This window comes from Burkholderia sp. THE68, from assembly GCF_009938265.1.
GTDB lineage: Bacteria > Pseudomonadota > Gammaproteobacteria > Burkholderiales > Burkholderiaceae > Caballeronia.
Map to the genome: position 1 here is coordinate 122,038 of NZ_AP022315.1, position 26,238 is coordinate 148,275.

General features: G+C 64.5%; 25 protein-coding genes. 14 read left to right on the forward strand and 11 right to left on the reverse strand.

Annotated elements, in window-relative coordinates; all coding sequences use genetic code 11:
- Positions 1-119: 119 nt before the first annotated feature.
- The 13 genes from motA (at position 120) to BTHE68_RS00665 (ending at position 13,338) form a co-directional block, all read left to right on the forward strand.
- On the forward strand, positions 120-980 hold the full coding sequence (gene motA / locus BTHE68_RS00605) for a flagellar motor stator protein MotA (protein WP_061158787.1): 861 nt from the start codon (positions 120-122) through the stop codon (positions 978-980).
- A gap of 25 nt (positions 981-1,005) precedes the next feature.
- Positions 1,006-2,004, forward strand: coding sequence for a flagellar motor protein MotB (gene motB, locus BTHE68_RS00610; RefSeq protein WP_162064700.1), 999 nt, complete (start codon positions 1,006-1,008; stop codon positions 2,002-2,004).
- Between the two features lie 67 nt (positions 2,005-2,071).
- Positions 2,072-2,449, forward strand: coding sequence for a response regulator (locus BTHE68_RS00615; protein WP_162064701.1), 378 nt, complete (start codon positions 2,072-2,074; stop codon positions 2,447-2,449).
- 51 nt (positions 2,450-2,500) lie between these two features.
- Positions 2,501-4,777: a chemotaxis protein CheA gene (gene cheA, locus BTHE68_RS00620; protein WP_162064702.1), complete on the forward strand. Its 2,277-nt coding sequence runs from the start codon at positions 2,501-2,503 to the stop codon at positions 4,775-4,777.
- 17 nt (positions 4,778-4,794) lie between these two features.
- A complete protein-coding gene (gene cheW, locus BTHE68_RS00625) occupies positions 4,795-5,313 on the forward strand; it encodes a chemotaxis protein CheW (RefSeq protein ID WP_061172613.1) in 519 nt (172 codons plus the stop codon).
- Positions 5,314-5,335: 22 nt separating this feature from the next.
- Positions 5,336-7,165 (forward strand): methyl-accepting chemotaxis protein, encoded by a 1,830-nt coding sequence (locus BTHE68_RS00630; RefSeq protein ID WP_162064703.1) that lies wholly within the window; start codon positions 5,336-5,338, stop codon positions 7,163-7,165.
- 157 nt (positions 7,166-7,322) lie between these two features.
- Positions 7,323-8,246: a CheR family methyltransferase gene (locus BTHE68_RS00635; protein ID WP_162066725.1), complete on the forward strand. Its 924-nt coding sequence runs from the start codon at positions 7,323-7,325 to the stop codon at positions 8,244-8,246.
- Positions 8,243-8,977, forward strand: coding sequence for a chemoreceptor glutamine deamidase CheD (cheD, locus tag BTHE68_RS00640; protein ID WP_162064704.1), 735 nt, complete (start codon positions 8,243-8,245; stop codon positions 8,975-8,977). The genes BTHE68_RS00635 and cheD overlap by 4 nt, the downstream gene beginning before the upstream one ends.
- Positions 8,974-10,077: a protein-glutamate methylesterase/protein-glutamine glutaminase gene (locus BTHE68_RS00645; protein WP_162064705.1), complete on the forward strand. Its 1,104-nt coding sequence runs from the start codon at positions 8,974-8,976 to the stop codon at positions 10,075-10,077. The genes cheD and BTHE68_RS00645 overlap by 4 nt, the downstream gene beginning before the upstream one ends.
- A gap of 49 nt (positions 10,078-10,126) precedes the next feature.
- Positions 10,127-10,522 carry a chemotaxis response regulator CheY gene (gene cheY, locus BTHE68_RS00650; RefSeq protein ID WP_035497920.1) on the forward strand — a complete coding sequence of 132 codons (396 nt, stop codon included), beginning with the start codon at positions 10,127-10,129 and terminating at the stop codon, positions 10,520-10,522.
- Between the two features lie 2 nt (positions 10,523-10,524).
- A complete protein-coding gene (gene cheZ, locus BTHE68_RS00655) occupies positions 10,525-11,232 on the forward strand; it encodes a protein phosphatase CheZ (RefSeq protein ID WP_162064706.1) in 708 nt (235 codons plus the stop codon).
- A gap of 252 nt (positions 11,233-11,484) precedes the next feature.
- Positions 11,485-12,009: a DUF2844 domain-containing protein gene (locus BTHE68_RS00660; protein ID WP_162064707.1), complete on the forward strand. Its 525-nt coding sequence runs from the start codon at positions 11,485-11,487 to the stop codon at positions 12,007-12,009.
- Between the two features lie 18 nt (positions 12,010-12,027).
- Complete coding sequence (locus BTHE68_RS00665; RefSeq protein WP_162064708.1) at positions 12,028-13,338, forward strand: DUF3443 domain-containing protein; 1,311 nt, start codon at positions 12,028-12,030, stop codon at positions 13,336-13,338.
- Between the two features lie 85 nt (positions 13,339-13,423).
- Here the strand turns inward: BTHE68_RS00665 and BTHE68_RS00670 are convergent, their stop codons facing one another.
- The 4 genes from BTHE68_RS00670 to argS all read right to left on the reverse strand — a co-directional run bounded on the left by BTHE68_RS00670 (position 13,424) and on the right by argS (position 17,652).
- The gene (locus BTHE68_RS00670) at positions 13,424-14,197 is read right to left on the reverse strand and encodes an SDR family oxidoreductase (protein WP_162064709.1); all 774 of its coding nucleotides are present in this window, start codon (positions 14,195-14,197) and stop codon (positions 13,424-13,426) included.
- A 16-nt stretch (positions 14,198-14,213) separates the two neighbouring features.
- Positions 14,214-14,861, reverse strand: a complete 648-nt coding sequence (locus BTHE68_RS00675) for a thiol:disulfide interchange protein DsbA/DsbL (RefSeq protein WP_162064710.1) — start codon at positions 14,859-14,861, stop codon at positions 14,214-14,216.
- Positions 14,862-14,974: 113 nt separating this feature from the next.
- Positions 14,975-15,727 (reverse strand): SPOR domain-containing protein, encoded by a 753-nt coding sequence (locus BTHE68_RS00680; RefSeq protein ID WP_162064711.1) that lies wholly within the window; start codon positions 15,725-15,727, stop codon positions 14,975-14,977.
- A gap of 140 nt (positions 15,728-15,867) precedes the next feature.
- Complete coding sequence (argS, locus tag BTHE68_RS00685) at positions 15,868-17,652, reverse strand: arginine--tRNA ligase (RefSeq protein WP_162064712.1); 1,785 nt, start codon at positions 17,650-17,652, stop codon at positions 15,868-15,870.
- A gap of 259 nt (positions 17,653-17,911) precedes the next feature.
- Between argS and BTHE68_RS00690 the strand changes: the two genes are divergently transcribed.
- Positions 17,912-18,238: a DUF1840 domain-containing protein gene (locus BTHE68_RS00690; RefSeq protein ID WP_162064713.1), complete on the forward strand. Its 327-nt coding sequence runs from the start codon at positions 17,912-17,914 to the stop codon at positions 18,236-18,238.
- Between the two features lie 83 nt (positions 18,239-18,321).
- Here BTHE68_RS00690 and BTHE68_RS00695 read toward each other — a convergent pair whose 3' ends face one another.
- The 7 genes from BTHE68_RS00695 to BTHE68_RS00725 form a co-directional block, all read right to left on the reverse strand.
- Positions 18,322-18,519 (reverse strand): hypothetical protein, encoded by a 198-nt coding sequence (locus tag BTHE68_RS00695; protein ID WP_143327941.1) that lies wholly within the window; start codon positions 18,517-18,519, stop codon positions 18,322-18,324.
- A 176-nt stretch (positions 18,520-18,695) separates the two neighbouring features.
- Positions 18,696-21,413, reverse strand: a complete 2,718-nt coding sequence (gene metH / locus BTHE68_RS00700; protein WP_174257971.1) for a methionine synthase — start codon at positions 21,411-21,413, stop codon at positions 18,696-18,698.
- A gap of 34 nt (positions 21,414-21,447) precedes the next feature.
- The gene (locus BTHE68_RS00705; RefSeq protein WP_162064714.1) at positions 21,448-22,509 is read right to left on the reverse strand and encodes a homocysteine S-methyltransferase family protein; all 1,062 of its coding nucleotides are present in this window, start codon (positions 22,507-22,509) and stop codon (positions 21,448-21,450) included.
- 223 nt (positions 22,510-22,732) lie between these two features.
- Entirely contained in the window at positions 22,733-22,990 is a 258-nt protein-coding gene (locus BTHE68_RS00710) for a BTH_I0359 family protein (RefSeq protein ID WP_162064715.1), read from the reverse strand.
- Positions 22,991-23,126: 136 nt separating this feature from the next.
- Positions 23,127-23,915, reverse strand: coding sequence for an alpha/beta fold hydrolase (locus tag BTHE68_RS00715; RefSeq protein ID WP_162064716.1), 789 nt, complete (start codon positions 23,913-23,915; stop codon positions 23,127-23,129).
- 100 nt (positions 23,916-24,015) lie between these two features.
- Entirely contained in the window at positions 24,016-25,239 is a 1,224-nt protein-coding gene (locus tag BTHE68_RS00720) for a DUF3108 domain-containing protein (RefSeq protein WP_162064717.1), read from the reverse strand.
- Between the two features lie 94 nt (positions 25,240-25,333).
- Positions 25,334-26,161, reverse strand: coding sequence for an IclR family transcriptional regulator (locus BTHE68_RS00725; RefSeq protein WP_162066727.1), 828 nt, complete (start codon positions 26,159-26,161; stop codon positions 25,334-25,336).
- Between the last annotated feature and the right edge of the window lie 77 nt (positions 26,162-26,238).

Below are 26,238 nucleotides of genomic sequence, written 5' to 3' on the forward strand. Positions count from 1 at the left end.
TTGCTGCGGCGCGGGGTTTAGCGTTTGCCGCGCCTCTGGATTTGCCCCAAAGTTTTTCAGTCGAGTGCCGTAAACCACTTAACGGCGGTCTAACCGCACCCACAAGTGAGGACTCGACTGTGCTGATTTTCGTAGGATCGCTCGTGACATTGCTGTCCGTGTTCGGCGGTTACGCGCTCGAAGGCGGCCACCTTGGCGCGCTCATGCAACCTGTCGAAATCTTGATGATCGCGGGCGCGGGCGTCGGCGCGTTCATCCTCGGCAACAACGTCAAGACCATCAAGGCGACCATCCAGGTGCTTCCGACGCTCTTCAAGGGCGCGAAGTACGACAAGAGCATGTACATGGAGCTGATGGGCCTGCTCTACGTGCTGCTCGCGAAGGCGCGCAAGGAAGGCACGCTTGCGCTCGAAGCGGATATTGAAGACCCGTCGAAGAGCCCGGTTTTCAGCCAGTACCCCAAGATTCTCGCGGATCACCACATCGTCGAATTCCTGACGGATTATCTGCGCCTCATGGTCAGCGGCAACATGAACGCGTTCGAGATCGAAAGCCTCATGGACGAGGAGATCGAGACGCATCACGTCGAAGGCGAAGCGCCCGCGCACGCGCTCACCAAGGTCGGCGACGCGATGCCCGCGTTCGGTATCGTCGCGGCGGTGATGGGCGTCGTCCACACGATGGCCTCCGCCGATCAGCCGCCCGCGATTCTCGGCGAGATGATCGCGCAGGCGCTCGTCGGCACTTTCCTCGGCATTCTGCTTTCCTACGGCTTCATCGGCCCGCTCGCGAACGTCGCGGAACAGCGCGTCGCGGAGCAGACCAAGATGTTCCAGTGCATCAAGGTGACGATCCTCGCGAGCCTGAACGGCTACGCGCCCGCGATCGCGGTGGAGTTCGGCCGCAAGGTGCTGTTCTCGACGGAGCGCCCGTCGTTCTCCGAACTGGAAGAACACGTGCGCCGGGTCAAGTCGAAGTGACTTCCTCATCATTCGAGACACAGCGATGAGCACCGAACGCGAACGTCCGATCTTCATCAAGCGCATCGTCGCCGGCAAGAAGGGCCATCACGGCGGCGCGTGGAAGCTCGCCTATGCGGACTTCATGACCGCGATGATGGCGTTCTTCCTGCTGATGTGGCTGCTTTCGTCGACCTCGCCGGTGCAGCGGCGCGGCATCGCCGAGTACTTCAACATGCCGCTCAAGGCGGCGATGGTCGGCGGCAAGACCGTCGGCATGGACAACAGCATTCTCACCGGCGGCGGACGCGACATCTCCAGCAGCGAAGCGGGCGCGGCGCGCAAGACCAATGGCAGCACGCAGCTCGCGCAACGCGCCTCGTCCGACGCCGACGAAGAATTGCTCAAGGCCGCGCAAGGCGAGCTGGAACGGCGCGAACAGGTGCGCCTGCACGATCTTCAGGTGAAGCTCATGGCCGCGATCGAGGCCAATCCCACGTTGCGCCAGTTCAGGCAGCAGATCCGCATCGAATCGACGCAGCAGGGCTTGCGCATCGAGATCGTCGATACCCAGAAGCGCCCGATGTTCGCGCTCTCCAGCGACGCCGTGCAGCCCTACATGCGCGACATCCTGCGCGAGATCGGCAGGACGTTGAACGACGTGCCGAACCGCATCGTCGTGCAGGGACACACCGACGCCGTGAAGTACGCCGGCGGCGACAAGGGCTACAGCAACTGGGAGCTGTCGGCGGACCGCGCCAACGCGTCGCGGCGCGAACTGGTCGCGGGCGGCATGGACGAAGCCAAAGTGCTGCGCGTGCTCGGCCTTTCATCGACGCAGAACCTGAACAAAAAGGACCCGCTCGATCCGGAGAACCGGCGCATCAGCGTCATCGTGCTCAACCGGCGGGCGGAAATGTCGATGTTGCGCGACGACGGCTCGCCCGGCGCGACGCTCGACAACGGCACGGACGAGCAAGGCGCGCCCACGACTGCGCTCGGCCAGCTTATTCCCGGTGTCGCGGCTCGGCCTGCGGCGCATTGAGCAGATTGCTCGAAAAAGACGCTCAAGACTCGACACGTTTTGACCGTCATCCCGGCAAGAGACAAACATGATCAAACACATTCTGGCAATCGACGATTCCGCCGCGATGCGGCAAATCCTCTCGGCGACGCTGTCGACGGCGGGTTACGAAGTGACCGTCGCGTCGGACGGCGACGAAGGCCTGGAGTGGGCGCTCGCGGAGCGCTTCGATCTCGTTCTGACCGACCAGCACATGCCGGGCAGAAGCGGGCTCGATCTGATCGTGGCGCTGCGCGGCAACCCCGCTTACAAGGCGACGCCGATTCTCGTGCTGACGACCGAAGGCGGCGAGCCGTTCAAGGACGCGGCGCGTTCGGCGGGCGCGACGGGCTGGATCGAGAAGCCGCTCGATCCGGACCTGCTGACCGAACTCGTCGCCGCGCTCTCGGAAGACACGCAGCACTGAAGCCGAAGCCCAAGACAACCCGCGCAAGCACGCGCCGATGGTGACTCAAGCATGACACTCGACATTACCCAGTTCTACCAGACCTTCTTCGACGAAGCGGACGAACTGCTCGCGCAGATGGAGCAGCTGCTGCTCGTTCTGGATATCGCGAATCCGGACCCGGAAGACCTCGCGGCGATCTTTCGCGCGGCGCACTCGATCAAGGGCGGCGCGGCGACCTTCGGCTTCACCGCGCTCACCGAAACCACGCACATCCTCGAATCGCTGCTGGACCGCGCACGCAACAACGAGCTGGTCCTGCGCCGCGACATGATCGACACCTTCCTCGCGACCAAGGACGTGCTCTCGGACCAGCTCGCCGCCTATCGCGCGAGCGCCGAGCCGGATGCGGCCGCGGCCGCCGCGATCTGCGCGAAGCTGGAACGCCTGAAGAACGAGACCGCCGAAGCCGGCGATGCGCCGGCGAAGATCGAGCCGCCCGCGCTGCCGGGCACGCAGCAAGTCGCGTCGAACACGAACCTCGCGCCCGCCTACGAAGGACCGAACGCCGCGCCCGCGCACGTGGTCGCGCAGGCGATGGACGCGATCGAGGACGACGGCAACTGGGACGGCGCGTTCGAGCTCACCGATGGAATCACGCATGCAGGAACCGCTGCCGATGCAACGCCGGGACACACCGGCGCACCGGTGGCGGAAGTTGGACCCCACCTGAAAATTACGCTACGGGGGGTGGGCGAGAAGGACCTGGCAACGCTGATCGGCGAGCTGGGGAATCTGGGAAGCATCGTCGGAGAAAAGAAAACGGACGCCGAGTACGTGGTATGGCTCGACTCGGACGTCCCGGCCGACGATATCGTCGCTGTGTGCTGCTTCGTGATCGATGAAGCGCAGATCACGATCGGCCGTGGCGACGCGGCGGCGCAAGCCGCCGAAGCAACGCCGGCAGTGGAAGAAGCACGACCCACGCTACGGGAAGAGCCGAAGCAATCGCAGGCGCAGGCAGCGCCCGCATCCGCGGCCAGCAAGGAAGCAGCAAAAGAAGAAGCGGCGGCGGCGGGTGCACAACACCCGTCCGCCCAGCCGTCCAGAACCGCCGCGAGCGATGCCGACAAGAAGGCGCGCCCGCAGGCTGCCGCATCGGCGGAAGGCAGCTCGATTCGCGTCGGCGTGGAGAAGGTCGATCAGCTCATCAATCTGGTGGGCGAACTCGTCATCACGCAGGCGATGCTCGCGGAAACCACGAGCACGTTCGATCCCGCCCTGCACGACCGTCTCTTCAACGGCATGGCGCAGCTCGAGCGCAACGCGCGCGATCTGCAAGAGGCCGTCATGTCCATCCGCATGATGCCGATGGACTACGTATTCAGCCGCTTCCCGCGCCTCGTGCGCGATATCGCCGGCAAGCTCGGCAAGGAAGTGGAACTCGTCACGTTTGGTCAGGCGACCGAGCTCGACAAGAGCCTGATCGAGCGCATCATCGATCCGCTCACGCACCTCGTGCGCAACTCGCTCGATCACGGCATCGAGACCGTGGAAGCGCGCCGCGCCGCGGGCAAGTCGACCACCGGCCAGCTCGTGCTGTCGGCGGCGCATCACGGCGGCAACATCGTCATCGAAGTAAGCGACGACGGCGCCGGCCTGCGCCGCGACAAGATTCTCGCGAAGGCGCAGAAGCAGGGCATGCAGGTGTCCGATTCGATGAGCGATGAAGAAGTCTGGCAACTCATCTTCATGCCGGGCTTCTCGACCGCCGAACAGGTGACCGATATCTCCGGCCGCGGTGTGGGCATGGACGTGGTGAAGCGCAACATCCAGTCGATGGGCGGCCACGTCGAAATCATGTCGCGCCAGGGCGCGGGCACGACGACGAAGATCGTGCTGCCGCTCACGCTCGCGATTCTCGACGGCATGTCGGTGAAGGTCGGCAACGAGATCTTCATCTTGCCGCTGAACTTCGTGATGGAGTCGCTGCAGCCGGTCGCCGAGGACATCTATACGGTCGCGAACGGCGAGCGCGTGGTGCGCGTGCGCGGTGAATATCTGCCGCTCGTCGCGTTGCATCGCGTGTTCGATGTCGAAGGCGCGCGCACCGAGCCGACGCAAGGCATCGTCACGATCATGCAGACCGAGGGACGGCGCTTCGCCATGCTGATCGACGAACTCGTCGGCCAGCAGCAGGTCGTCGTGAAGAACCTCGAAACCAATTACCGCAAGGTGCACGGCATCTCCGCCGCGACCATCCTGGGCGATGGCAGCGTCGCGCTGATCGTCGACGTGGCCGCGCTCAACCGCGAATCGCGCGCACAGCACGGCGCGCACTCTCATTGATACCGAAGGAGCCTCTCATGGCAGACGTTCAAACGATTCATACCGCTGCGCCTTCGCGACGTGATGCGGGTCACGCCGAAGCGGCCGGACAGGAATTTCTGGTGTTCACGCTCGGTGCCGAGGAATACGGCATCGACATTCTGAAGGTGCAGGAAATTCGCGGCTACGACAACGTTACGCGCATCGCGAATGCGCCCGCGTTCATCAAGGGCGTGATCAATCTGCGCGGCATCATCGTGCCGATCGTCGATATGCGCATCAAATTCAATCTGGGCCGCGTCGAGTACGACAACCAGACTGTCGTGATCATCCTGAACGTCGCGCATCGCGTGGTCGGCATGGTGGTCGATGGCGTGTCGGACGTGCTCACGCTCACGCAGGAGCAAGTGATGCCCGCGCCCGAATTCGGCGGCACGCTCGCAACGGAATATCTGACGGGCCTCGGCACGGTCGATGGCCGCATGCTGATCCTGATGGACATCGAAAAGCTCATGACGAGCCGCGAGATGGAGTTGATCGACTCCGTCGCCGCATAACGAGCGAAGCGAGAAATAAGCCATGTTGAAGAAGTTGTCGATCCGCACGACGCTCACGCTCGTCGGCCTGCTGTTCACCGGATGCGCGGCGCTGATCGGCGCGCTCGCGCTCGTCGGCCTCAATTCCGCCGGCGCATCGCTTGCGTCGCTCGCGCAGGAAGACATGGTCGCGATGCGCGCGCTGGCCGAAACATCGTCGTATCTGCTGCGTTCGCGCATCACGCTCGACCGCGTGCGCTCGCTCGCTGAAGCGGGCAGCACGGAAGAAGCGAAGAAGGCGATCGATCGCGGCCAGTATCTGCTCGACAAGAGCAACGAAAACTGGAAGCTCTATCTTGATACGCCGAAGCCGATGCTGCCGAAAGAGACGCTCGATGCGCTCGTCGCGCAACGCGACGCGCTCGTGAAAACCGGCGTTGAGCCGGAGTTCACCGCGATCCGCGCGAACGACATGGCCGCGTATCACGCGATCGCCGACACGAAGATCAGCCCGATGTTCGTCGCGTTCGATCAGGCCGTGACGGCCGCTGTCGCATCGCATCAGGAACACGCGGAGCAATCGCGCGCCGGCACGGCATCGCACATCGCGGCGCTCAACCTGACGATCGGCGCGGTGCTCGTGCTCGCGGTGCTGATGCTCATCGGCACGCGCATGGCGCTCTCCAGCCTCATCGTGAAGCCGATCAACGACGCCGTCGATCACTTCGACCGCATCTCGCGCGGCGATCTCACGCAGTCCGCGCACACCGACAGGACCAACGAAATCGGGCGGCTCTTCGCGGGTATCGAGCGCATGCGCGGCAATCTGACCACGATGGTCGGTTCGGTGCGTCACGGCGCGGAATCGATCGATGTCGGCGCGCATGAAATCGCGAGCGGCAACACGGATCTGTCGCAGCGCACGGAAGAGCAGGCGGCGTCGCTGCAGGAAACGGCATCGAGCATGGAAGAGCTGACGAGCACGGTGAAGCAGAACGCCGACAACGCGCGCCAGGCGAGCCAGCTTGCGGTGAATGCGTCGGATATCGCGTCGCGCGGCGGCGTGGTCGTCGAGCAGGTCGTCGAGACGATGCATGCGATCGCGTCGAGTTCGAACAAGGTCGTCGACATCATCGGCGTGATCGAAGGCATTGCGTTCCAGACCAACATTCTCGCGTTGAACGCGGCCGTCGAAGCGGCGCGCGCAGGCGAGGAAGGCCGCGGCTTCGCGGTGGTCGCGGGCGAAGTGCGCTCGCTCGCGCAACGCAGCGCGGCGGCGGCGAAGGAAATCAAGACCCTGATCGGCGATTCGGCCGCGAAGGTCGACAGCGGCACGGAACTCGTCGCACGCGCCGGCCAGACGATGGGCGAGATCGTGCAGGCAGTGCGCCGCGTGACCGACATCATGGGCGAGATCAGCGCGGCGTCGGAGGAGCAGTCCGACGGCATCGAGCAGGTCAATCGCGCCGTCACGCAGATGGACAGCGTGACGCAACAGAACGCCGCGCTCGTCGAGCAGGCGGCGGCGGCTGCGGCGTCGCTCGAAGAGCAGACGCGTCAACTGAAGGATGTGGTCGCGCAATGGCGTCTGGAGAGCGGGGCGCCGGTGCGCGCGAGCGCATCGACGGCGGCCGCGCGCATCAAGGCGTCGGCGCCGGCTGCGCGTGTCGAGCCTTCATCGAAGAGCGTCGTCAAGCACGCGAAGTCTGTCGAGAACGCAAAAGTTGCGCCGGAAGCAGCCGTTATCAAGGAAACAGGCAAGGAAGCGGGCAAGGAAGTGACCAAGGCGGCGATCAAGCCGGCCAGCGTCGCGAAACCCGCACCGCGCGCCAAGGCAACCACCGCCGACGACGGCGACTGGGAAACCTTCTAAACGAAACCGAAACGACAACGACCATGCTGGCCTCGCGCGACACGACTGATTACCGGCGTTTCATCGAAACGCACGGACGACGCGAGTCCGCATGGTCACGCGCGACGAACACGCCACATCGGGCGCGGCTGAGCGCGCCAAGGAAGCACGAGACATCATGATGGCAACGCGCAACCCGCGCGTCGACCTGGCCCCGAGTGTACGTGGCCCGGACGTCGAGCGCGATTTCGAATTCACGGTGGCGGATTTCGCCCGCATTCGCGAGCTGATTCATCGCCGCGCGGGCATCTCGCTGTCCGACCATAAACGCGACATGGCGTACAGCCGCCTCGCGCGCCGTCTGCGCGCATGCGGCATCGATACGTTCAAGCAGTATCTCGATCGCCTCGAAACGAACGAGGACAACGCCGAGTGGGAAGCGTTCGTCAACGCGCTGACCACCAACCTGACGGCGTTCTTCCGCGAGTCGCATCACTTTCCGATTCTCGCGGAGTTCGTGAAGCGCCGGCAGCAGCCGTTCTCGGTGTGGTGCTCGGCGGCGTCGACGGGCGAGGAGCCGTATTCCATCGCGATGACGCTCGTCGAAGCGCTCGGCGAGCACGCCGCGCGCCAGTGCACGGTATTCGCGAGCGACATCGACAGTCAGGTGCTCGCCAAGGCCGAAGCGGGCGTGTATTCGCTCGATCAGGTGAAGGCATTGTCCGTCGAGCGTCTCAAGCGCTTCTTCCTGAAGGGCACCGGTTCGCACTCGGGTCTCGTGAAAGTGCGCCCCGAATTGCGCGCGATGGTGAACTTCGGCCGCGTGAATCTGACCGACGCGCGCTACGACCTGAAAGGCCCGTTCGACGCGATCTTCTGCCGCAACGTGATGATCTACTTCGACAAGCCGACGCAAGGCCAGGTGCTCTCGCGCTTCGAGCCGCTGATGAAGCCGGGCGGCCTGTTGTTCGCGGGACATTCGGAGAATTTCACGTACGTGTCGCAGGCGTTCAGGTTGCGCGGCCAGACCGTGTATGAGCTGTCGCGCGACCTCAAGCCGGCGGCGAAGCCGCAGCGCGCGCTCGCGGGAGAGACGGCATGAGCGGGCTGCCCATCGCGTCGAATCTTTACTTCGACAATCATTTCAAGAAGCCGGGCGTGAAGCTCCTGCCGAACGAGTTCTACATGACGAGCGAAGACATGGTGCTCGTCACCGTGCTCGGCTCGTGCGTGGCGGCGTGCATCAACGATCGCACGGCGGGCATCGGCGGAATGAATCATTTCATGCTGCCCGACGACGGCTCCGACGCATCGCACGCATCGTCCGATTCGATGCGCTACGGCGCGTACGCGATGGAAGTGCTCATCAACGAGCTCATCAAGCGCGGCGGGCGGCGCGAACGCTTCGAAGCGAAAGTATTCGGCGGCGGCGCGGTGCTCGCGGGCATGACGACCATCAACATCGGCGATCGCAATTCGGAATTCGTGCGGCGCTATCTCGCGCTGGAGAAGATCCGCATCGTCGCCGAGGACTTGCAGGGCATGCATCCGCGCAAGGTCGCGTTCATGCCGCGCTCGGGCCAGGTGATGGTGAAGAAACTGAAGACCGCGCATGACCCGGTCGTGGTCGAACGCGAGCAGGCGCTCGTGCAGCGCACGCCGGAAGAGCGCGCCGAACGGCTCGCGAAGGCGCGTGCGCGTGTCGAGCTGTTCCAGTCGAACACGGCGAGCACGAAACCGCGCGTGGAATTGTTCACGACGAATGCGTCGGGCGTGAAGCGCCCGCGCGCGGAACTGTTCTCGTCGCGTATGAAGATCGTGGAGGAAGCATGACACTCAGCCACGCGCCGAAAATCAAGGTGCTGTGCGTCGACGACTCGGCGCTCGTGCGCAGCCTGATGACCGAAATCATCAACTCGCAGCCCGACATGCACGTCTGCGCGACCGCGCCCGATCCGCTCGTCGCGCGCGAGTTGATCAAGCTGCACAACCCGGACGTGCTGACGCTCGACGTCGAAATGCCGCGCATGGACGGCCTCGACTTTCTCGAAAAGCTGATGCGCCTGCGGCCGATGCCGGTCGTGATGGTGTCGTCGCTGACCGAGCGCGGCAACGAAATCACGCTGCGCGCCCTGGAACTCGGCGCGGTCGATTTCGTCACGAAGCCGAAAGTCGGCATCCGCGACGGCATGCTCGATTACGCCGAAAAGCTCGCCGACAAGATTCGCGCCGCGTCGCGCGCGCGCGTCAAGCAGGCGGCGCACGCGTCGAGCGTCCCCGCGAACGCGAACGCGGCTGCGCACAAGCCCGCGCCGCATTTCAACAACCCGCTCGTGTCGACGGAAAAGCTGGTGATCGTCGGCGCATCGACGGGCGGTACGGAAGCGATCCGCGAAGTGCTCGTGCCGCTGCCGCCCGATGCGCCCGCAGTGCTCATCGCGCAGCACATGCCGCCGGGCTTCACGAAGTCGTTCGCGCAGCGTCTGAACGGGCTGTGCCGCATCACCGTGAAGGAAGCGGAGCACGGCGAGCGCGTGCTGCCGGGCCACGCGTATATCGCGCCGGGCCACGCGCATCTGTTGCTCGCGAGAAGCGGCGCGAACTATGTCGCGCATCTGTCGGATGCGGCGCCGGTGAACCGGCATCGGCCTTCGGTCGACGTGCTGTTCCGCTCGGCGGCGCAGCACGCGGGCAAGAACGCGATCGGCGTGATCCTGACCGGCATGGGCCGCGACGGCGCCGCCGGTCTTCTGGAGATGCAGCAGGCGGGCGCATACACGCTCGCGCAGGACGAAGCGAGTTGCGTGGTGTTCGGCATGCCGCGCGAAGCGATTGCAATGGGCGGCGCAAGCGAGATCGCGCCGCTCTCTGAAATGAGCCGGCGCGTGATGGCGCGGCTTGCCTCGATGGGCGAACGCGTGCAGCGCGTCTGAACTTTGGAATTGAGCGGCGCCGCCGCATTGAGAACTCAAGGGAGTAAAGATGGACAAGAACATGAAGATCCTCGTCGTCGACGATTTTCCGACGATGCGCCGTATCGTGCGCAACCTGCTCAAGGAACTGGGCTACGGCAACGTCGACGAAGCCGAAGACGGCGCGGCGGGCCTCGCGCGTCTGCGTGGCGGCGGCTTCGACTTCGTGATCACCGACTGGAACATGCCGAACCTCGACGGCCTCTCGATGCTGCAGCAGATCCGCGCGGACGCGGCGCTCGCGCATCTGCCGGTGCTGATGGTGACGGCGGAATCGAAGAAGGAAAACATCATCGCGGCGGCGCAGGCGGGCGCGAACGGTTACGTGGTGAAGCCCTTCACGGCCGCCACGCTCGACGAGAAGCTCACCAAGATTCTCGAGAAGATGGCCAAAGCCGGGAGCTGATCGTGAACGATCTGACCACTGAACTGGCAGCCGCGGTTGCCGAAGCTGAAGCCGATCCGTCGAGCGACCGCATCCTCGCGCGCATCGGACAGCTCACGCGCACGCTGCGCGACTCGATGCGCGAGCTGGGCCTCGACAAGCAGGTCGAAGCCGCCGCGCAGGCCGTGCCCGACGCGCGCGACCGGTTGAAATATGTCGCGACGATGACCGAGCAGGCCGCCGAACGCGCGCTCAACGCGATCGAGCTCGCCAAGCCGATGCAGGAAGCGATGCAGACCGAAGCGCAGGCGCTCGACGCGCGCTGGGCCAAATGGTACGACGCGCCGCTCGCGCAGGGCGAGGCGGGCGAATTGCTCGCGCAAACCCGCACGTTCCTGCAAAGCGTGCCGCAACGCACCCAGGCGACCAACGCGCAACTGCTGGAAATCATGCTCGCGCAGGACTTCCAGGATCTGACCGGCCAGGTGATCAAGAAGATTACGGACGTCGTGTATCTGATCGAACAGCAATTGCTGGGCGTGCTGCTCGAGAACATCGCGCCCGAGCGGCGCGAGCAGTTCGCGGCATCGGCGGCGGCGCTGATGTCGTCGGTGGCGAGCGGCAGTCCGGAAAGCCTGCTCAACGGGCCGCAGATCAATCCCGAAGGCCGCAGCGACGTCGTGCAGGATCAGTCGCAAGTTGACGATCTGCTCGCCAGTCTGGGCTTCTGACGCGCGTTAAAAGAAAGACTCATTTCGACGTACTCAACGTTGCACGACGACGCGGAGCGCATACCATTGCGCTTCGCGTTTTTTCTTATGTGCGCTTGCGAACGTTAGGACTATTCGCTGTGGCTGGCATACTAGACGCTATTCACGCCGCACGAAGCGGCGTAAGAAATGAGTGACGCATCGGTCATTCAATCGTCAGGAGCCGGCCGGGAGCGAGAGCGCGTGGGCGGCCGACAACCGATAGGAGGCCCAGTGAAGGCACCGAAGCAACCCCGTCATGGGCATCTGGTAAGCGCGCTGGCGTTCGTGGCCGGCGCGTTGAGCGTGTGCGCCGCGGCGCCCGCCTACGCCGTGCTCGGCGGCGATCCGATGAGCGCGCCGCAGGGCGCCACATCCGCCAACGCCGTCGCGCGTGCGGCGGTCGCGAGCGGTGTGTCGAACGCATCGTCGACATCGGCGTCGAACTACACGGTTCGCTCGACGACGCTCGCGAGCGGCACCGTCATCAACGAATATCTGTCCTCGGAAGGCGTCGTGTTCGGGATCGCGTGGCACGGGCCGCGCGTGCCGGACCTCGCAAGCCTGCTCGGCAGCTACTTCCCGCAATATCAGCAGGGCCTGAAGGCGCAGCGCGCCGCGCGCGGCGGGCGCGGGCCCGTGAGCGTGCAGGATTCGGGGCTCGTCGTGGAGTCGAGCGGCCATATGGGCGCGTTCGCGGGCAGCGCGTATCTGCCGCAATCGTTGCCGGCCGGCGTGTCCGCCAGCGATATCCAGTAAGCGACGGGAGACTTTAGTATGCATCGAACGACACTCGGCCTTCCCGCCTCCTCCACCCGACGCGGCGGCTTCGCCCGCTGGCTCGGCGTGCTTTGTCTTTCCGTCATGCTCGCGGCCTGCGGCGGCGGCGACGACAGCTCCAGTTCCAGCAGCGGCGGCGGTTCGTCGGGCGGCGGCTCAGGCGGCGGTTCGGGCGGCGGCAGCTCGGGCACCAGCACGGCCAATGCGCAGCCGATCGCGGCCAACGGCACGAACGCGGTACCGATCAACGTCAACGCCGGCGTCGCGAACTTCGTCAACATTCCGAACGTGTCGGTGACGGTGTGCGCGCCGGGCTCGTCGGTGTGTCAGACCATCGACAACGTCCAGGTCGACACGGCGTCCTTCGGCCTGCGCATTCTCGGCTCGGCCGCGCAGTCCGTGCTCGGCAGCCTGCCGGTCACGCGCGCATCCACCGGTGGCCAGCTTGCCGAATGCGCGGGCTTCGCCGACGGCTACACGTGGGGCACGGTGCGTACGGCCGACGTGAAGATGGGCACGGAAGTGGCGTCGGGCGTGCCGATCCAGATCATCGGCGATCTGGACGCATCGGCGGCGCCGACCGGCACCAACGGCTGCCCGTCCGGCAACGACGAAAACACCGTCGGGGATATCGGCGCGAACGGCATTCTCGGCATCGGCCCGCAGACCTACGATTGCGGCTCGGGCTGCGTGAGCACGTCGCTCAACGCGATGTACTTCTCGTGCACGAATGGCGCGAATTGCACGGGCGTCGCGGTGCCGCTCGCGCAGCAGGTCGCCAATCCGGTCGCGAAGTTCGCGGTCGACAACAACGGCGTGATCGTGCAGTTGCCGCCGGTTCCCGATAACGGCGCGGCGACCGCGACCGGCGTGCTGATATTCGGTATCGGCACACAGAGCAACAATGCGATCAGCGGCGTGACGAAGTACGGCACCGACCCCTACGGCGATCTGACCGGCACGTACAAGGGGCAGACGTACAAGACGTTCTTCGATTCCGGATCGAACGGCAACTTCTTCCAGGACAGCTTCCCGCTGTGCTCGAGTTCGAGCGCGTTCTATTGCCCGAGCTCGGAGCAGTCGCTTTCGACGACGATCCGCGGCACCGAAGGCAACAGCGCGACCGTGCCGTTCCAGCTCGTCAGCGCGCGCACGCTGACGCAGGGCGGCAGCAAGTTCGCGTTCAACAGTCTCGGCGGCCAGCTCGGCATGTCCAACTTCTTCGACTTCGGCCTGCCGTTCTTCTTCGGACGACACGTCTACGTTGGATTCGAGTTGCCGAATAGCCCGGCGTATGTGGCGTTCTGACGCACTGCTCTGACCGGAGACGTTTTCCGGTCGGGTGGTCCGCAAAGCAAAACCGGCTGCGTTTTTGGCGCAGCCGGTTTTTTTGTCACTCGCCCGCGCGTGGTTTGCGCGGCGCGCGCTCGGCGAGCGCGTCGTAGAGCCAGCGGGGCAGCGCGTGCATCAGCATGCCCGCGACGCGCATCTGCCACGGAAACGTCGCGTAGCGGACCTTGCGCGCGATGGCGTCGGCGGCTTTCGTGGCGAAGCGGTCGGCGTCCATCAGAAAGGGCATCCGATACGGATTGTGCGCCGTCATCTCCGAGCGCACGTAGCCCGGCGCGATCGTGACGACGGCGACGCCGAGCGGCCGCATCTCGACGCGCAACGCTTCCAGATACTTCGCCACCGCCGCTTTCGACGCGCTGTATGCGCCGCCACCCGGCAACCCGCGCACGCCCGCGACGCTCGCGATGCCGACGAGCGTGCCGCGCCGCGCCGCCGTCATCGACGCGACGAAGGGCTCGAACGTCGCGGCCATGCCGAAGTAGTTCACGTCCATGACGGTGCGGAAGGTGTCGAGATCGCCGTGGCCCGTCAGCGCGCCTCGGCTCATGCCCGCGTTCGCGACGACGATATCCGCCGGGCCATGCTCCGCGATGAAACGGCGCGCGGCATCGGCCAGCGCGTCGGCGTCGCGCACGTCGGCGGGATAGATCGAAATGACGCTTCGAGGATGGCGGGCCGCGAAGGCCTCAAGAGAATCGGCGCGGCGGGCGACGAGGCCGAGCACGGCCCCGCGCTTCACATATTCCTCGGCCAGTGCGAGGCCGATGCCGCTCGATGCGCCGGTGATGAAGACCTTCAGTCGAACTGCTGTCATGCCGGCGCGGGAGGGTTTACAGCTTCTTGTCGCGGACTTGCTGGACGAGGAAGTCCATCACCTGCGTGGTGCCCGGCAGGCTGTTGGTCATCGCCGGGCCGGTTTCGTACTTGCCCTGCACGACGATCGTCGGCACGCCGTCGATCTTGTAGTCCTGCAGGAGCTTGGCGTCGCGCTGCACGGCGCTCTGCGTCGAGAACGAGTTATAGGCGTCCATGTACTTCTTCGGATCGACGCCCTGCGTCTTGAGGAAATCCGCTTGCGCCTGCGGCGTCAGCAGATAGTTCTTCTTCACGTGGATCTCGTTGAATACTGCGGGCGTGACCTTGTCGGCGACACCGAGCGCGTCGAGCGCGTGATACATCTTCGAATGGGGAATGAAGTCGTCGCGGAACGCCACCGGCACGCGCTTGAACACGACGTCAGGCCCTTGCTTCTTCGCCCATGCCTCGAGGTACGGCTCGAACTCGTTGCAGTGCGGGCAGCCATACCAGAAGAACTCGATGACCTCGACCTTGCCCGCGGGCGCGGCGATCGGCTGAGCCGCCTGCAGCACCGTGTAGTCCTTGCCGGCGGCGGGCGCGGCCATCGCCGAACTCGCGACGCTCATCGAAGCGGCTGCGACGCCAAGGGAAAGAGCCAACGCGCTAAACAGTTTTTTCATGATTGGAAAGAGAAGCAATGGATACGCGACGGAACAAAAGCAGGTCCATAAGTGGGACACACGACGCTTAAGCCACGCTTAAACGTCGCGTGCATGTGGACTTCGTTGCTGCGTTATTGCTTGGAGAAACGGATCACGGCCGTATCGACACCCGCATCGGACAGACGCTGGCGCGCCGTGTTCATGTCCTCGAACTTCGCGAACGGCCCGATGCGAACACGATAGTACGTCACGCCGCCCGCATCGCGCTGCGTGACCTTCGATTCGAAGCCTTGGAAGCCAAGACGCGCGCGCTGCTGTTCGGCATCCGCTTGCGTCTTGTACGCGCCCACTTGCAGGAAGTAGCCGGTATTGGGCTCGCCGGGCGCGGGCGGCGTGGTCTTCGCCGTCGTGGGCGCCGAGCCGCCCTTCGGCGGCGTGGCGTTGGCGTTGCTGGTGGCGTTCGGCGCGGCCTCGGGCTTCTTGGCGGGCGTCGTGCTCGCCGTCTTCGGCGCGGACGCAGTCCCGCCCGACGGCGGCACTTCGACGATCTGCGGCTCGTCGAGCACGCCCGACGACTGCGTCTGATTGTTGGTCTGACCCGGCGCGGTGTTCGGCGGCGTGGGCTGCGCGGCTTGTGGCACGGCCTGACCCGGCGTCTTGCCTTGCAGCGGACGGTTCGGATCGTACGGCTGCGCGGCGGCGGGCGCGGAGTTGGCTTCCGACGGCGGCGGCGCGACCTTCGCCACGAACGGCGTGGGTGCGCGTGTGATGTACAGCGCGACGATCACGGCAATCGCGAGGCCGACGATCAGGCCCAGCACGATGCCGATAAACGTTCCCCCGGTTTGCTTCGACTGCTTCGATGTGCGGCGTGGTTTTGCCATCGTATGAATCACCTGCGAGAAAGTCTTCTGGTTGGGCGACGATTATAGCCGTGGGGCAAGGCACACCCGCGCCATGCTCCCGTCCGCACACGCCGGAATAATCCGATTTGCGCGCGCGTCCGGCGAGAGGCAACGGGCGATTACATCTTTTGAGGAGCGGAGACGCCGATGGTCGCGAGACCGTTTTCGAGAACCTGGCGCGTCGCCGCAAGCAGCGCGATGCGGGCCGTGCGCTCTTTCTCATCGTCCACGAGCACGCGCTCCGCATTGTAGAACGAGTGAAATTCGCCAGCGAGATCGCGCAGATAGAACGCGACCGCGTGCGGCGCGAGTTCGTGGGCGGCGTGCGAGAGCATCTCGGGGAACTCGGCGAGCTTGTTGAGTAATGCCATCGCGCGGTCGCTCGACAACGGCGAGAGATCGGCCTGCGCTGTCTTCGACAGATCGCCGCCGTAGCGTTCCTTCCAGTCGTTGAGAATCGTGCAGATGCGCGCGTGCGCGTATTGCACGTAGTAGACCGGATTCTCGTCGTTCTGCTTGAGCGCGAGGTCGATGTCGAATACGAATTCGGTATCCGCCTTGCGCGAGATGAGGAAGAAGCGCACGGCGTCGCGGCCGCGGCGGATGGTGTCTTCGTCGATCTGATCGGGTGCGGTTTCGTGACCCGGCGCGAGGCCGCCCGACCATTCGATCAGGTCGCGCACGGTGACGTAACTGCCCGCGCGCTTCGAGATCTTCACTTCCTGACCGTCGCGCATGACGGTGACCATCTTGTGCAGCACGTAGTCGGGATAGCCTTTCGGAATGCCGACGCCGAGACCTTGCAGGCCGGCGCGCACGCGCGCGATCGTGCCGTGATGGTCCGAGCCCTGGATATTGATGACCTTCGTGTAGCCGCGCTCCCACTTGGTTACGTGATACGCGACGTCCGGCACGAAGTACGTGTACGTGCCGTCGGACTTCTTCATGACGCGGTCCTTGTCGTCGCCGTCGTCGGTGGTGCGCAGCCACAGCGCGCCGTCCTGCTCGTAGGTCTTGCCGGCATCGACGAGCGACGCGACCGTCTTCTCGACGCGGCCTTCCTTGTACAGCGCAGACTCCAGATAGAACTGGTCGAACTTCACGCCGAACGCGGTCAGATCCATGTCCTGTTCGTGGCGCAGATACGCGACCGCGAAATGGCGGATGGCTTCGAGATCCTCGACGTCGCCCGTGCCCTTGACCGGCTCGCCGTCCTTTGCCGCGACGGTTTCGCCCGCCATGTAATCGCGCGCGATATCCGCGATGTACTCGCCGTTGTAGGCGGCGTCCGGCCAGCCGGCGTCGCCCGGCTTGAGGCCGCGCGCGCGCAACTGGGTCGAGGCGGCGAGGTTGGCGATCTGCACGCCGGCGTCGTTGTAGTAGAACTCGCGGTGCACGTCGTAGCCCTGCGTTTCGAGCAGGTTCGAGAGCGCATCGCCGAGCGCGGCCTGACGGCCGTGGCCGACGTGCAGCGGACCGGTCGGATTCGCCGACACGAACTCGACCAGCACGTGCCTGCCCGCTTCACGCGTCGAGCGGCCGAAGGCGGCGCCTTCGCTCAGCACGGCCGGGATCGCTGCTTGCTTGGCGGTGGCGGCAAGACGCAGATTGATGAAGCCGGGACCCGCCACTTCGGCGCCCTCGACGAGACCCTGCGCCGCCGGAAGGCCGAGCAACGCATCGACGATCTGCTGCGCGAGCTGGCGCGGATTCGCGCGCAGCGGCTTGGCGAGCTGCATCGCGACATTCGATGCGACATCGCCGTGCGCCGCGACTTTCGGCCGTTCGAGGACGATCGTGGGCGCGACGAAAGCGGCTTCGCCTGCCGCCAGAGTGCCTTGCGCGACCTGCTGGACCGCGTCGGTAAGGAGCGTTTCGAGAGTGTGTTTGTGTGCGGGCAGCATGCTGAATGTGATCCAGTGGAGCAAGGGCTGACGGGGCGCTGATCGGCGTCTGCCCCGACTCGGACGGCGGCTTCGCGACGCGTCGGCCCCGGTATGCGGTGTTGGCAGCCGAACAGAATCGACTACCACATGAAGTGGGGATTTTAGCAGGTGCTAATATGTCGAATCAGGGTGTCGTCATGTTGTCAGGGAGACCGGCTCGTCTGCGTGTTTCGTTAGCAAACCGCCTATGACCCAATTCAAACAAAAGGACCATGCCATGCTCATCACATTCAAAAGCCCGGCCTCACCGGACGTCATCATGCTGGAAAACCTCGCGGAATACTTGCTCGGCATCATCGGCAAGCAATTGACCGCACGGGGCGTCATCACGCACGAAGATATTCCGGCGGCCATCCAGAAACTCGAAGCGGCCGTTGCCACCGACAAGAAAGAGCGCGCGGAGCACGAGGGCCATTTTCACGAAGGTGAAGAAGGTCATGTGCCGCACGAGCATCCGGTCGGACTCGCGCAGCGCGCGTTTCCGTTCATCGACATGCTGCGGCTCGCCCAGAAGGACAACAAGGATATTCTCTGGGGCGTCTGAGCGTCGCGTGCCTGAGGCGCTGCCACGAATGAAAAAACCCGCACCGGCGACGATGCGGGTTTTTTTCTTCCGATGAAACCGTCTTACTGCGATTGACCGCCCATCGAAGATTTCGGCGCGGGCGCCTTCTTGGGCTTCTTGGGCTTCTTCTTGTGCTCGGTCTGCGGCGGCGAGTACGACGACGCAGTGGTGCTGCTGGCCGGCTGCGCGATCGCTGCCGAGCTTGCGGCGAGAACGGCGGCTGCGATCGCAACGCTTACGGCGGACGTCAGCTTCTTCATGCGACTTATCTCCGTGACGAAAAATGCGTGTCCGTCGTCGTGACGGCGCATCGCAGGAGCAAGTCTACGAAAACTAAAAAATTCCCGCCGATTACGCGGCGCTTTTTTTCGCCATCACACGCCGCGTATGTTTTTTTCCAACGCTCTCGCGAAAGCCCTACTACCGCCGCATTTTTTTAGCGCTGCGGCGCGAGCGCGCGTTCGGCATCCTTGACGGACATTTCCATGCGTTGCGCGTAGCTCGCGAGCTGATCGTCGCCGATCTTGCCGACCGAGAAGTACGTGCTGTCCGGATGCGCGAGATAGAAGCCCGAAACGCTCGCGGCCGGCAGCATCGCGAGGGATTCGGTGACGCTCATGCCGACCTCGTCTGCCTGAAGCACTTCGAACATATCGCGCTTCACGAGGTGATCCGGGCATGCCGGATAGCCGGGCGCGGGACGAATGCCGGCGTACTTTTCCGCGATCAGCGCATCGTTGTCGAGCGTTTCGTTCTGCGCATAACCCCACAGTTCGCGGCGCACGCGCGCGTGCAGCGCTTCGGCGAAGGCTTCCGCGAAACGGTCGGCAAGCGCCTTGAGCATGATCGCGCTGTAGTCGTCGTGATCGGCCTCGAACTGTCGTTCCTTTTTGTCGACGCCGAGGCCCGCCGTCACCGCGAAGATGCCGATGTAGTCCTTCACGCCCGAATCCTTCGGCGCGATGAAATCGGCGAGCGAGCGGTTCGGACGCATCACGCCATCGACCACCGGACGCACGCTCTGCTGACGCAGATTGCGCCACGTCATCGCGACCTGCGAGCGCGATTCATCCGTGTAGATCTCGATGTCGTCGTCGTTCACGGTGTTCGCGGGCAGCAGCATGACGACGCCATTGGCCGTCAGCCAGCGGCCCTGAATCAGGCGCGCGAGCATCGACTTGCCGTCCGAGAACACGCGCCGCGCCGATTCGCCGACGATCTCGTCATTGAGAATCGCGGGATAGGGGCCCGCGAGATCCCAGGTCTGGAAGAACGGAGCCCAGTCGATGTAGTTCGCCAGATCGGCGAGGTCATAGTTCTTGAACACGCGCCGCCCGATGAAGGTCGGCTTCTTCGGCGTGTACGCGCTCCAGTCGATCTTCGTCTTGTTGGCGCGCGCTTCGTCGTAGGTGACCATCGGCTGCGCCTTGCGGTTCGCGTGCTGCGTGCGGATGCGGTCGTAGTCGCTTTTGAGTTCGTCGAGATACTTCGCCGCGCCTTCGTCCGACAGGAGGCTCGAAGCCACCGACACCGACCGCGACGCATCCGGCACGTAGACCACCGGCCCTTCATAGTGCGGCGCGATCTTGACGGCCGTATGCACGCGCGATGTCGTCGCGCCGCCGATGAGCAGAGGCGTCTGCTTGCCGCGGAAGTATTCGTCGCGCTGCATTTCGGAGGCGACGTAAGCCATTTCCTCGAGACTCGGCGTGATGAGTCCCGACAGCCCGATGATGTCCGCGCCTTCTTCCTTCGCCTTCTGCAGGATGGTCGCGCAGGGCACCATCACGCCCATGTTGACCACTTCGAAGTTGTTGCACTGAAGCACGACCGACACGATGTTCTTGCCGATGTCGTGCACATCGCCCTTCACGGTCGCGATGACGATCTTGCCTTTCGGACGCACGTCCGCGCCGGCATCGGCGAGACGCTTCTTCTCTTCTTCGATGAACGGAATCAGATGCGCGACCGCCTGCTTCATCACGCGCGCCGACTTCACCACTTGCGGCAGGAACATCTTGCCCGCGCCGAACAGGTCGCCGACGATGTTCATGCCGTCCATCAGCGGCCCTTCGATGACGTTGATCGGACGGCCGCCGGCCTTCTCGATCTTCGCGCGCACTTCCTCGGTATCTTCGACGATGAAGTTCGTGATGCCGTGCACGAGCGCGTGCGACAGACGCGCCTCGACCGGCTGATTGCGCCATTCGAGGTTCTCTTCCTTTTTCGCCGCGCCGGTCTTGAACTTGTCGGCGACTTCCAGCAGGCGGTCCGTGCCGTCGTCGCGGCGGTTGAGCACGACGTCTTCCACGCGCTCGCGCAACTCGGCGTCGAGATCGGCGTACACGCCGAGCATGCCCGCGTTGACGATGCCCATGTCCATGCCGGCCTGAATCGCGTGATACAGGAACACGGTATGGATGGCCTCGCGCACGGGATCATTGCCGCGAAACGAGAACGACACGTTCGACACGCCGCCGCTTACCTTCGCGTGGGGCAGGTTCTGCTTGATCCAGCGCGTGGCGTTGATGAAATCGACCGCGTAGTTGTTGTGTTCCTCGATGCCCGTCGCGATCGCGAAGATGTTCGGGTCGAAGATGATGTCTTCCGGCTCGAAGCCGACTTCGTTCACGAGGATGTCGTAGGAGCGCTTGCAGATTTCGGTCTTGCGCTGGAACGTGTCTGCCTGACCCTTTTCGTCGAACGCCATCACGACCGATGCCGCGCCGTATCGGCGGATCAGCTTCGCGTGATGTTTGAACGCGTCTTCGCCTTCCTTTAGAGAGATGGAGTTGACGATCGCCTTGCCTTGCACGCACTTCAGGCCCGCTTCGATCACGTCCCACTTCGACGAGTCGATCATGATCGGCACGCGCGCGATATCCGGTTCCGATGCGATCAGATTCAGAAAGCGCACCATCGCGGCTTTCGAATCAAGCATGGCTTCGTCCATATTGATATCGATGACCTGCGCGCCGTTTTCGACCTGCTGCCGCGCGACCGCGAGCGCTTCGTCGAACTGGCCGTTCAGGATCATGCGCGCGAACGCTTTCGAGCCGGTCACGTTGGTGCGCTCGCCGACGTTGATGAAAAGCGAGCCGTCGGTGACGTTGAACGGCTCGAGGCCGGAGAGGCGCATGGTGTGATCGGTCATGTCTGGTATCTCTTGTTCGATGTCAGGCGCGCTTTTACGCAACCTCGCGATATTGCGACGGAAAAACGCGCGGCTTCACTTCCGCGAGCGCCTTCGCGATCTCGGCGATATGCTCCGGCGTCGTGCCGCAGCAGCCGCCCGCGATGTTCACGAGGCCCGCCGTCGCGAATTCCTTCAGCAATCCCGAAGTTACGTCGGGCGTTTCGTCGAAGCCGGTGTCGCTCATCGGATTCGGCAGGCCGGCGTTCGGATAGCAGGACACGTAGGTGTCGCACAGCTTCGACAGCTCGGCGATATACGGCCGCATCAGCGCAGCGCCCAGCGCGCAGTTCAGGCCGAAGGTCAGCGGCTTCGCGTGACGCAGCGAGTTCCAGAACGCTTCCACGGTCTGACCGGAGAGAATGCGGCCCGAGGCGTCGGTGACCGTGCCCGAGATCATGATCGGCACGAGTTCGCCGGTGTCGTCGAACAGTTGGTCGAGCGCGAACAGCGCCGCTTTCGCGTTCAGCGTGTCGAAGATCGTCTCGACGAGAAACAGATCGCAGCCCGCGTCGAGCAGCGCCTTCGCCTGTTCGTAGTACGTGTCGCGCAGTTCGTCGAAGGACACGTTGCGTGCGCCCGGATCGTTGACGTCGGGCGAGATGCTCGCGGTCTTCGGCGTCGGTCCGATCGCGCCCGCGACGAAACGCGGTTTGTCCGGCGTCGAATACTTTTCGCAGGCTTCGCGCGCGACCTTCACGGACTCGATGTTCATCTCGGCGGCGAGGTCTTCCATGCCGTAATCGGCCTGAGCCACGCGCGTCGCGCCGAATGTGTTCGTCTCGATGATGTCCGCGCCCGCCGCGAGGTATTGCTCGTGAATCTCGCGGATGATCTGCGGCTGCGTGATCGAGAGCAACTCGTTGTTGCCCTTGATGTCGCGGCCATAGTCCTTGAAGCGCGCGCCGCGATACGCGGCTTCGTCGAGCTTGTAGCGCTGGATCATCGTGCCCATCGCGCCGTCGAGAATCAAAATGCGCTTTTGCAGCAGCGCGGGCAGCGCGGCGCCGCGCGTGTAGGCCCGCGCGGGGGCTTTCGGAAGGGCGTTCTGGGTCATGACGGACGAGGCCTGCACCAAATGTGAAATAGCCTGACATTGTAGCCGCAGCGCGGAGCCGTCGCTCTCAGGACGGGCCTCGCGGACAGGATCCTGTCGTGCAAAAAAGAACCCCGCCAGTTGCGGGGCGGGGTCTTTGGGAAATGGCGAGTGTCGCCTTCAGCCGCGAGTCCGGGCGGCGGCGGGCGCGAACGGCGGCGAGCCGCCCGCGCGCGTGCATGCATCAGTGGAGCACGACGGGTTGGGTCATCAGAATATCGAACTGACCGAGGAATTCATCGACATCTTCGAGCGACGGCTCTTCAGCGATCAACTGCTGCACGTGCTCGCGAAACTTCGCGGCGAGCGCGCCGTCGATGAAAATTTCCCGTTGCGTGTTCTTGTCGACGATCTCGTAGCCGCCCGCCTTCATGGCGAGATGGTTGTCCTGCGGCGGAAATTCGACGACGCAATAGTTGGGGCTGTTGTAGATCATTTGCATGGCGACACTCCTTATTCCTTGTTTGCTCCGTGGCAATCCTGACGCTTAGTTGGAGCGATTGGGTTGGAATTCAAGGGGTGGCCTCGACGTGATGCCAGTGGTATCGAGGCTTTCTCTGCAACAAAAACAGGAAAAATCAGGTGGAACCGCGTAAGAAATCTCCCAAAAGCGCGGAAAAGCGCTGCGATTCCTCCACCGGTGACAAGTGAGCCGCATTGAGAAGTTCGAATCGCGCGCCCGGCACTACGTCTGCAACAACCTTTGAGGCAGCATGCGGCGTGCCAACATCGTGCTGACCCGCGACGACGAGTGTGTGCTTCGTCACAGTTGGCAGTTTGTCGCGCGCATCGAAACGGCTGACGGCTTCGGCGGCACGTGCAAAGCCCTCTGCGGGCGTGTTTGAGATGGTATCGGCGATCTGCTCGACCACTTCGGGATGCGCCTTGCGGAAGTCAGGCGTGAGCCAGCGCTCGAGCGTTGTGTCCACGATACTCGCAGTCCCGTTTTCGCGCACGGAAGCTGCCCGTTGCGAAAAGGTCGGGCGCGCGTCCTCCGGAATGAAGGCCGGCGCGCCGACGACTGTCAGAGTCTCCACTTTGTCCGCATGGTTGATCGCGAGCTTCTGCGCGACCATGCCGCCGATCGACAGCCCGACCACATGCGCCGACGGCGCGCCGAGCTTGTCGAGCAGCGTCGCGAGATCGTCGGCGAGATCGTCGATCGTGAAGGCGTCGGGCGAGACGGCCGTTTCGCCGTGGCCGCGCAGGTCGTAGCGCAGCACGGTGAAGCCGTGGCGGAAGTAGCCGGCCATCTGGTCCCACACCGAGAGATCGCCGGCAAGTTGATGGATGAAGACGAGCCAGGGACCGCCGCCTTCGTTGTCGAGAACATAGCGTGTATCGATGCGATTGATCGTCAACTGCATGTCGGCTCCGTAAAGAATGCGGTTTGCGATGCTGTTTCCGATTGACTGCACGCGATGCCGCGTTTCGCTGTCCCGGGTGTCACGGAGTGTGACGGCGGCGTTACGGTTTGTCCGCCTGGGGCGTTGCGGGTGCGGCTGGCGCGGATTCCTCAGACGCAGCTTGCGTGCCCGGTGTGACATCTTGTGTCGCCGACGGCGGCGGCGCGGTGGTGAGCTTGCCGGCCCAGAGCAGTTCGACCTGCATGCCGTTCGGCTCGGTTTGCAGAATCCGCACGGGCAGCCAGCCGATGGACGGCGCGAGCCAGATGTCGAGCCTGCGGCGGTCGCCTTCCTTGCGCGGCAGGCGCGTGAAATGGCGCGCCGTCGTGAAGCCGCCGCGCGCCTGCACGGTTTCGTCGCCGACGGTTTCGATCGGCCAGACTTCGTTGCTGTCGTTGTCCGCGACGCTGAACTGACGCGTCACGCCCGGCTTGTACTTGTCCGGCGCGCCGCGCACGAGGCTCGCGAGCTGCATGACGACGCTGAAGCGGTCCTGCGCGCCGTCGGCGAGCGGCTGGCTTTGCGGCGTCTTCGTGTAGACGATCTGCTTCGTGTCGCGGTTGAAGATGGCGACATCGGCGGCGCGGCGGCCGCGCTGCTCGGAATACTGCTCCGGCGCGATGCCGAATCCGTCGATATGGCCCTTGCTCGAATACACGAACGGACCGACGAAAGGGATGGGAATCGAGACGACCATCTCGTAGCGCTGGCCGTCGTTGATCCAGTGGATCGTGCCGGTCTGATTCATCATGCCGTTGACGAGCGTGTCGTAACGCAACTCGCCCGTAGGCGGAACACTGAACCTGTCACCCGATGCGGCGGCAGCGCTTTGCGAGGCGCGCGCTGGTGCAGCGGCAGGAGCCGACGCGGGCGCTGCCGCCGGCGCGGAGGCCGCGACGCCGGACGCAGCGGCGGGCGCATCCGGCTGGGGCGTCGCCGCGCCCAGCACCGGCGCGGGAGTGGGCGCGGCGGGCTTCGATGGCGCGTGTGCTGGCACGGGCGTCGGTGCGGCCGGTTTCGGCGGCGTGGGCGCGGGCGGCTGCGGCGCGGGCGGGGCGATCGGCTTCGGCGTCAGCAGTTCCACCTGCACGGGCGGCGTCTCCGGCGGCGCGTTGGTCGGCTGGCGATTGTGTTCGATCCACCGCATCGCGCTCAAGTGCAGGCCCGCGACGATCAATACGGCCAGCGCCCAGCGCCCCCAACGGCGCGGCGTGGCGGATTCGGTGGCGGCGTCGGGCGGCTCGCCCGACGCGGAGCGAGGACGGCGGAATTGAAACAGTGACATCGTGCCGGGAAGAAAGAAGCGCGTGGCGGGGAGGCGAAACGCGTAAGACACGCGCGATGGAAACGATGTTCCTCGCCCACGTCGACGAACGCGCTCAGCGCTCGCCCGCTTTATACCCCAATTCGTAAGACAGCTCGCGCGCGCACTCGCGCAACGCGGAATCGATTTCACCGCCCCAGCGCGTATCGAACGTGCCTTCGTGCCCGAGCGCGATGAGGCCGAGCGCGAGCTCACCGGTCGAATCGAACACCGGCGTGCAGAACGCGTGAATTGTCGGCAGCAGCATGCCTTCGACGCGCGCCGCGCCGTGCTCGCGCACTTCGGCAAAGAGCGGCTCGACATCGGCCATGGTTCGCTTCATCGCGATGAGTTCGCGCTCCAGCATCGGCTGCGTCTTGCTGCGCGGCAGATACGCGGCGAAGAGCAGACCGGTGGCCGACGTGAGCAGCGGCATCACGTCGCCCAGCTTGAGCGATGCCTTCGCCGGATGGCTCGATTCCATCCAGTGCACGACGGTCGGCCCCTGATTGCCCCATACCGCGATGCCGACCGTCTGATCCAGCCGGTCGCGCATCTGCGCGAGCGCGATGCGCGCGAGCCTCACGCCATCGACGCGCGCAAGCCGCGCGAGACCCATCTGCAACGCGAAGCCGCCGAGTTCATAGCGCCCGGAAACCGGGTCCTGCGATGCAACCCCGAGCCGCAGGAAACTCACCAGATAGCGATGCGCCTTCGCCGGACTCATGCCCGCGCGCTGTGCGAGGTCGCGCAGCATCATCGCGCGCGGCTCATTGGTGAGCACGTCGAGCAGCCGGAAGCCGACTTCGATCGATTGAATGCCGGAGCGGGTTTTTTCCTCGGCGGCGTCGTTGGCGTCGAGGTTGTCTTCGTCGTCGGAAGCAGCGGATGGGATCGATTGCATGAAGCGCGAAAGCACGGCAAGGGGATTCACCATCGTAAAATAGATTTCCCTTAACGTCATCCCAGGTCACCGACCCC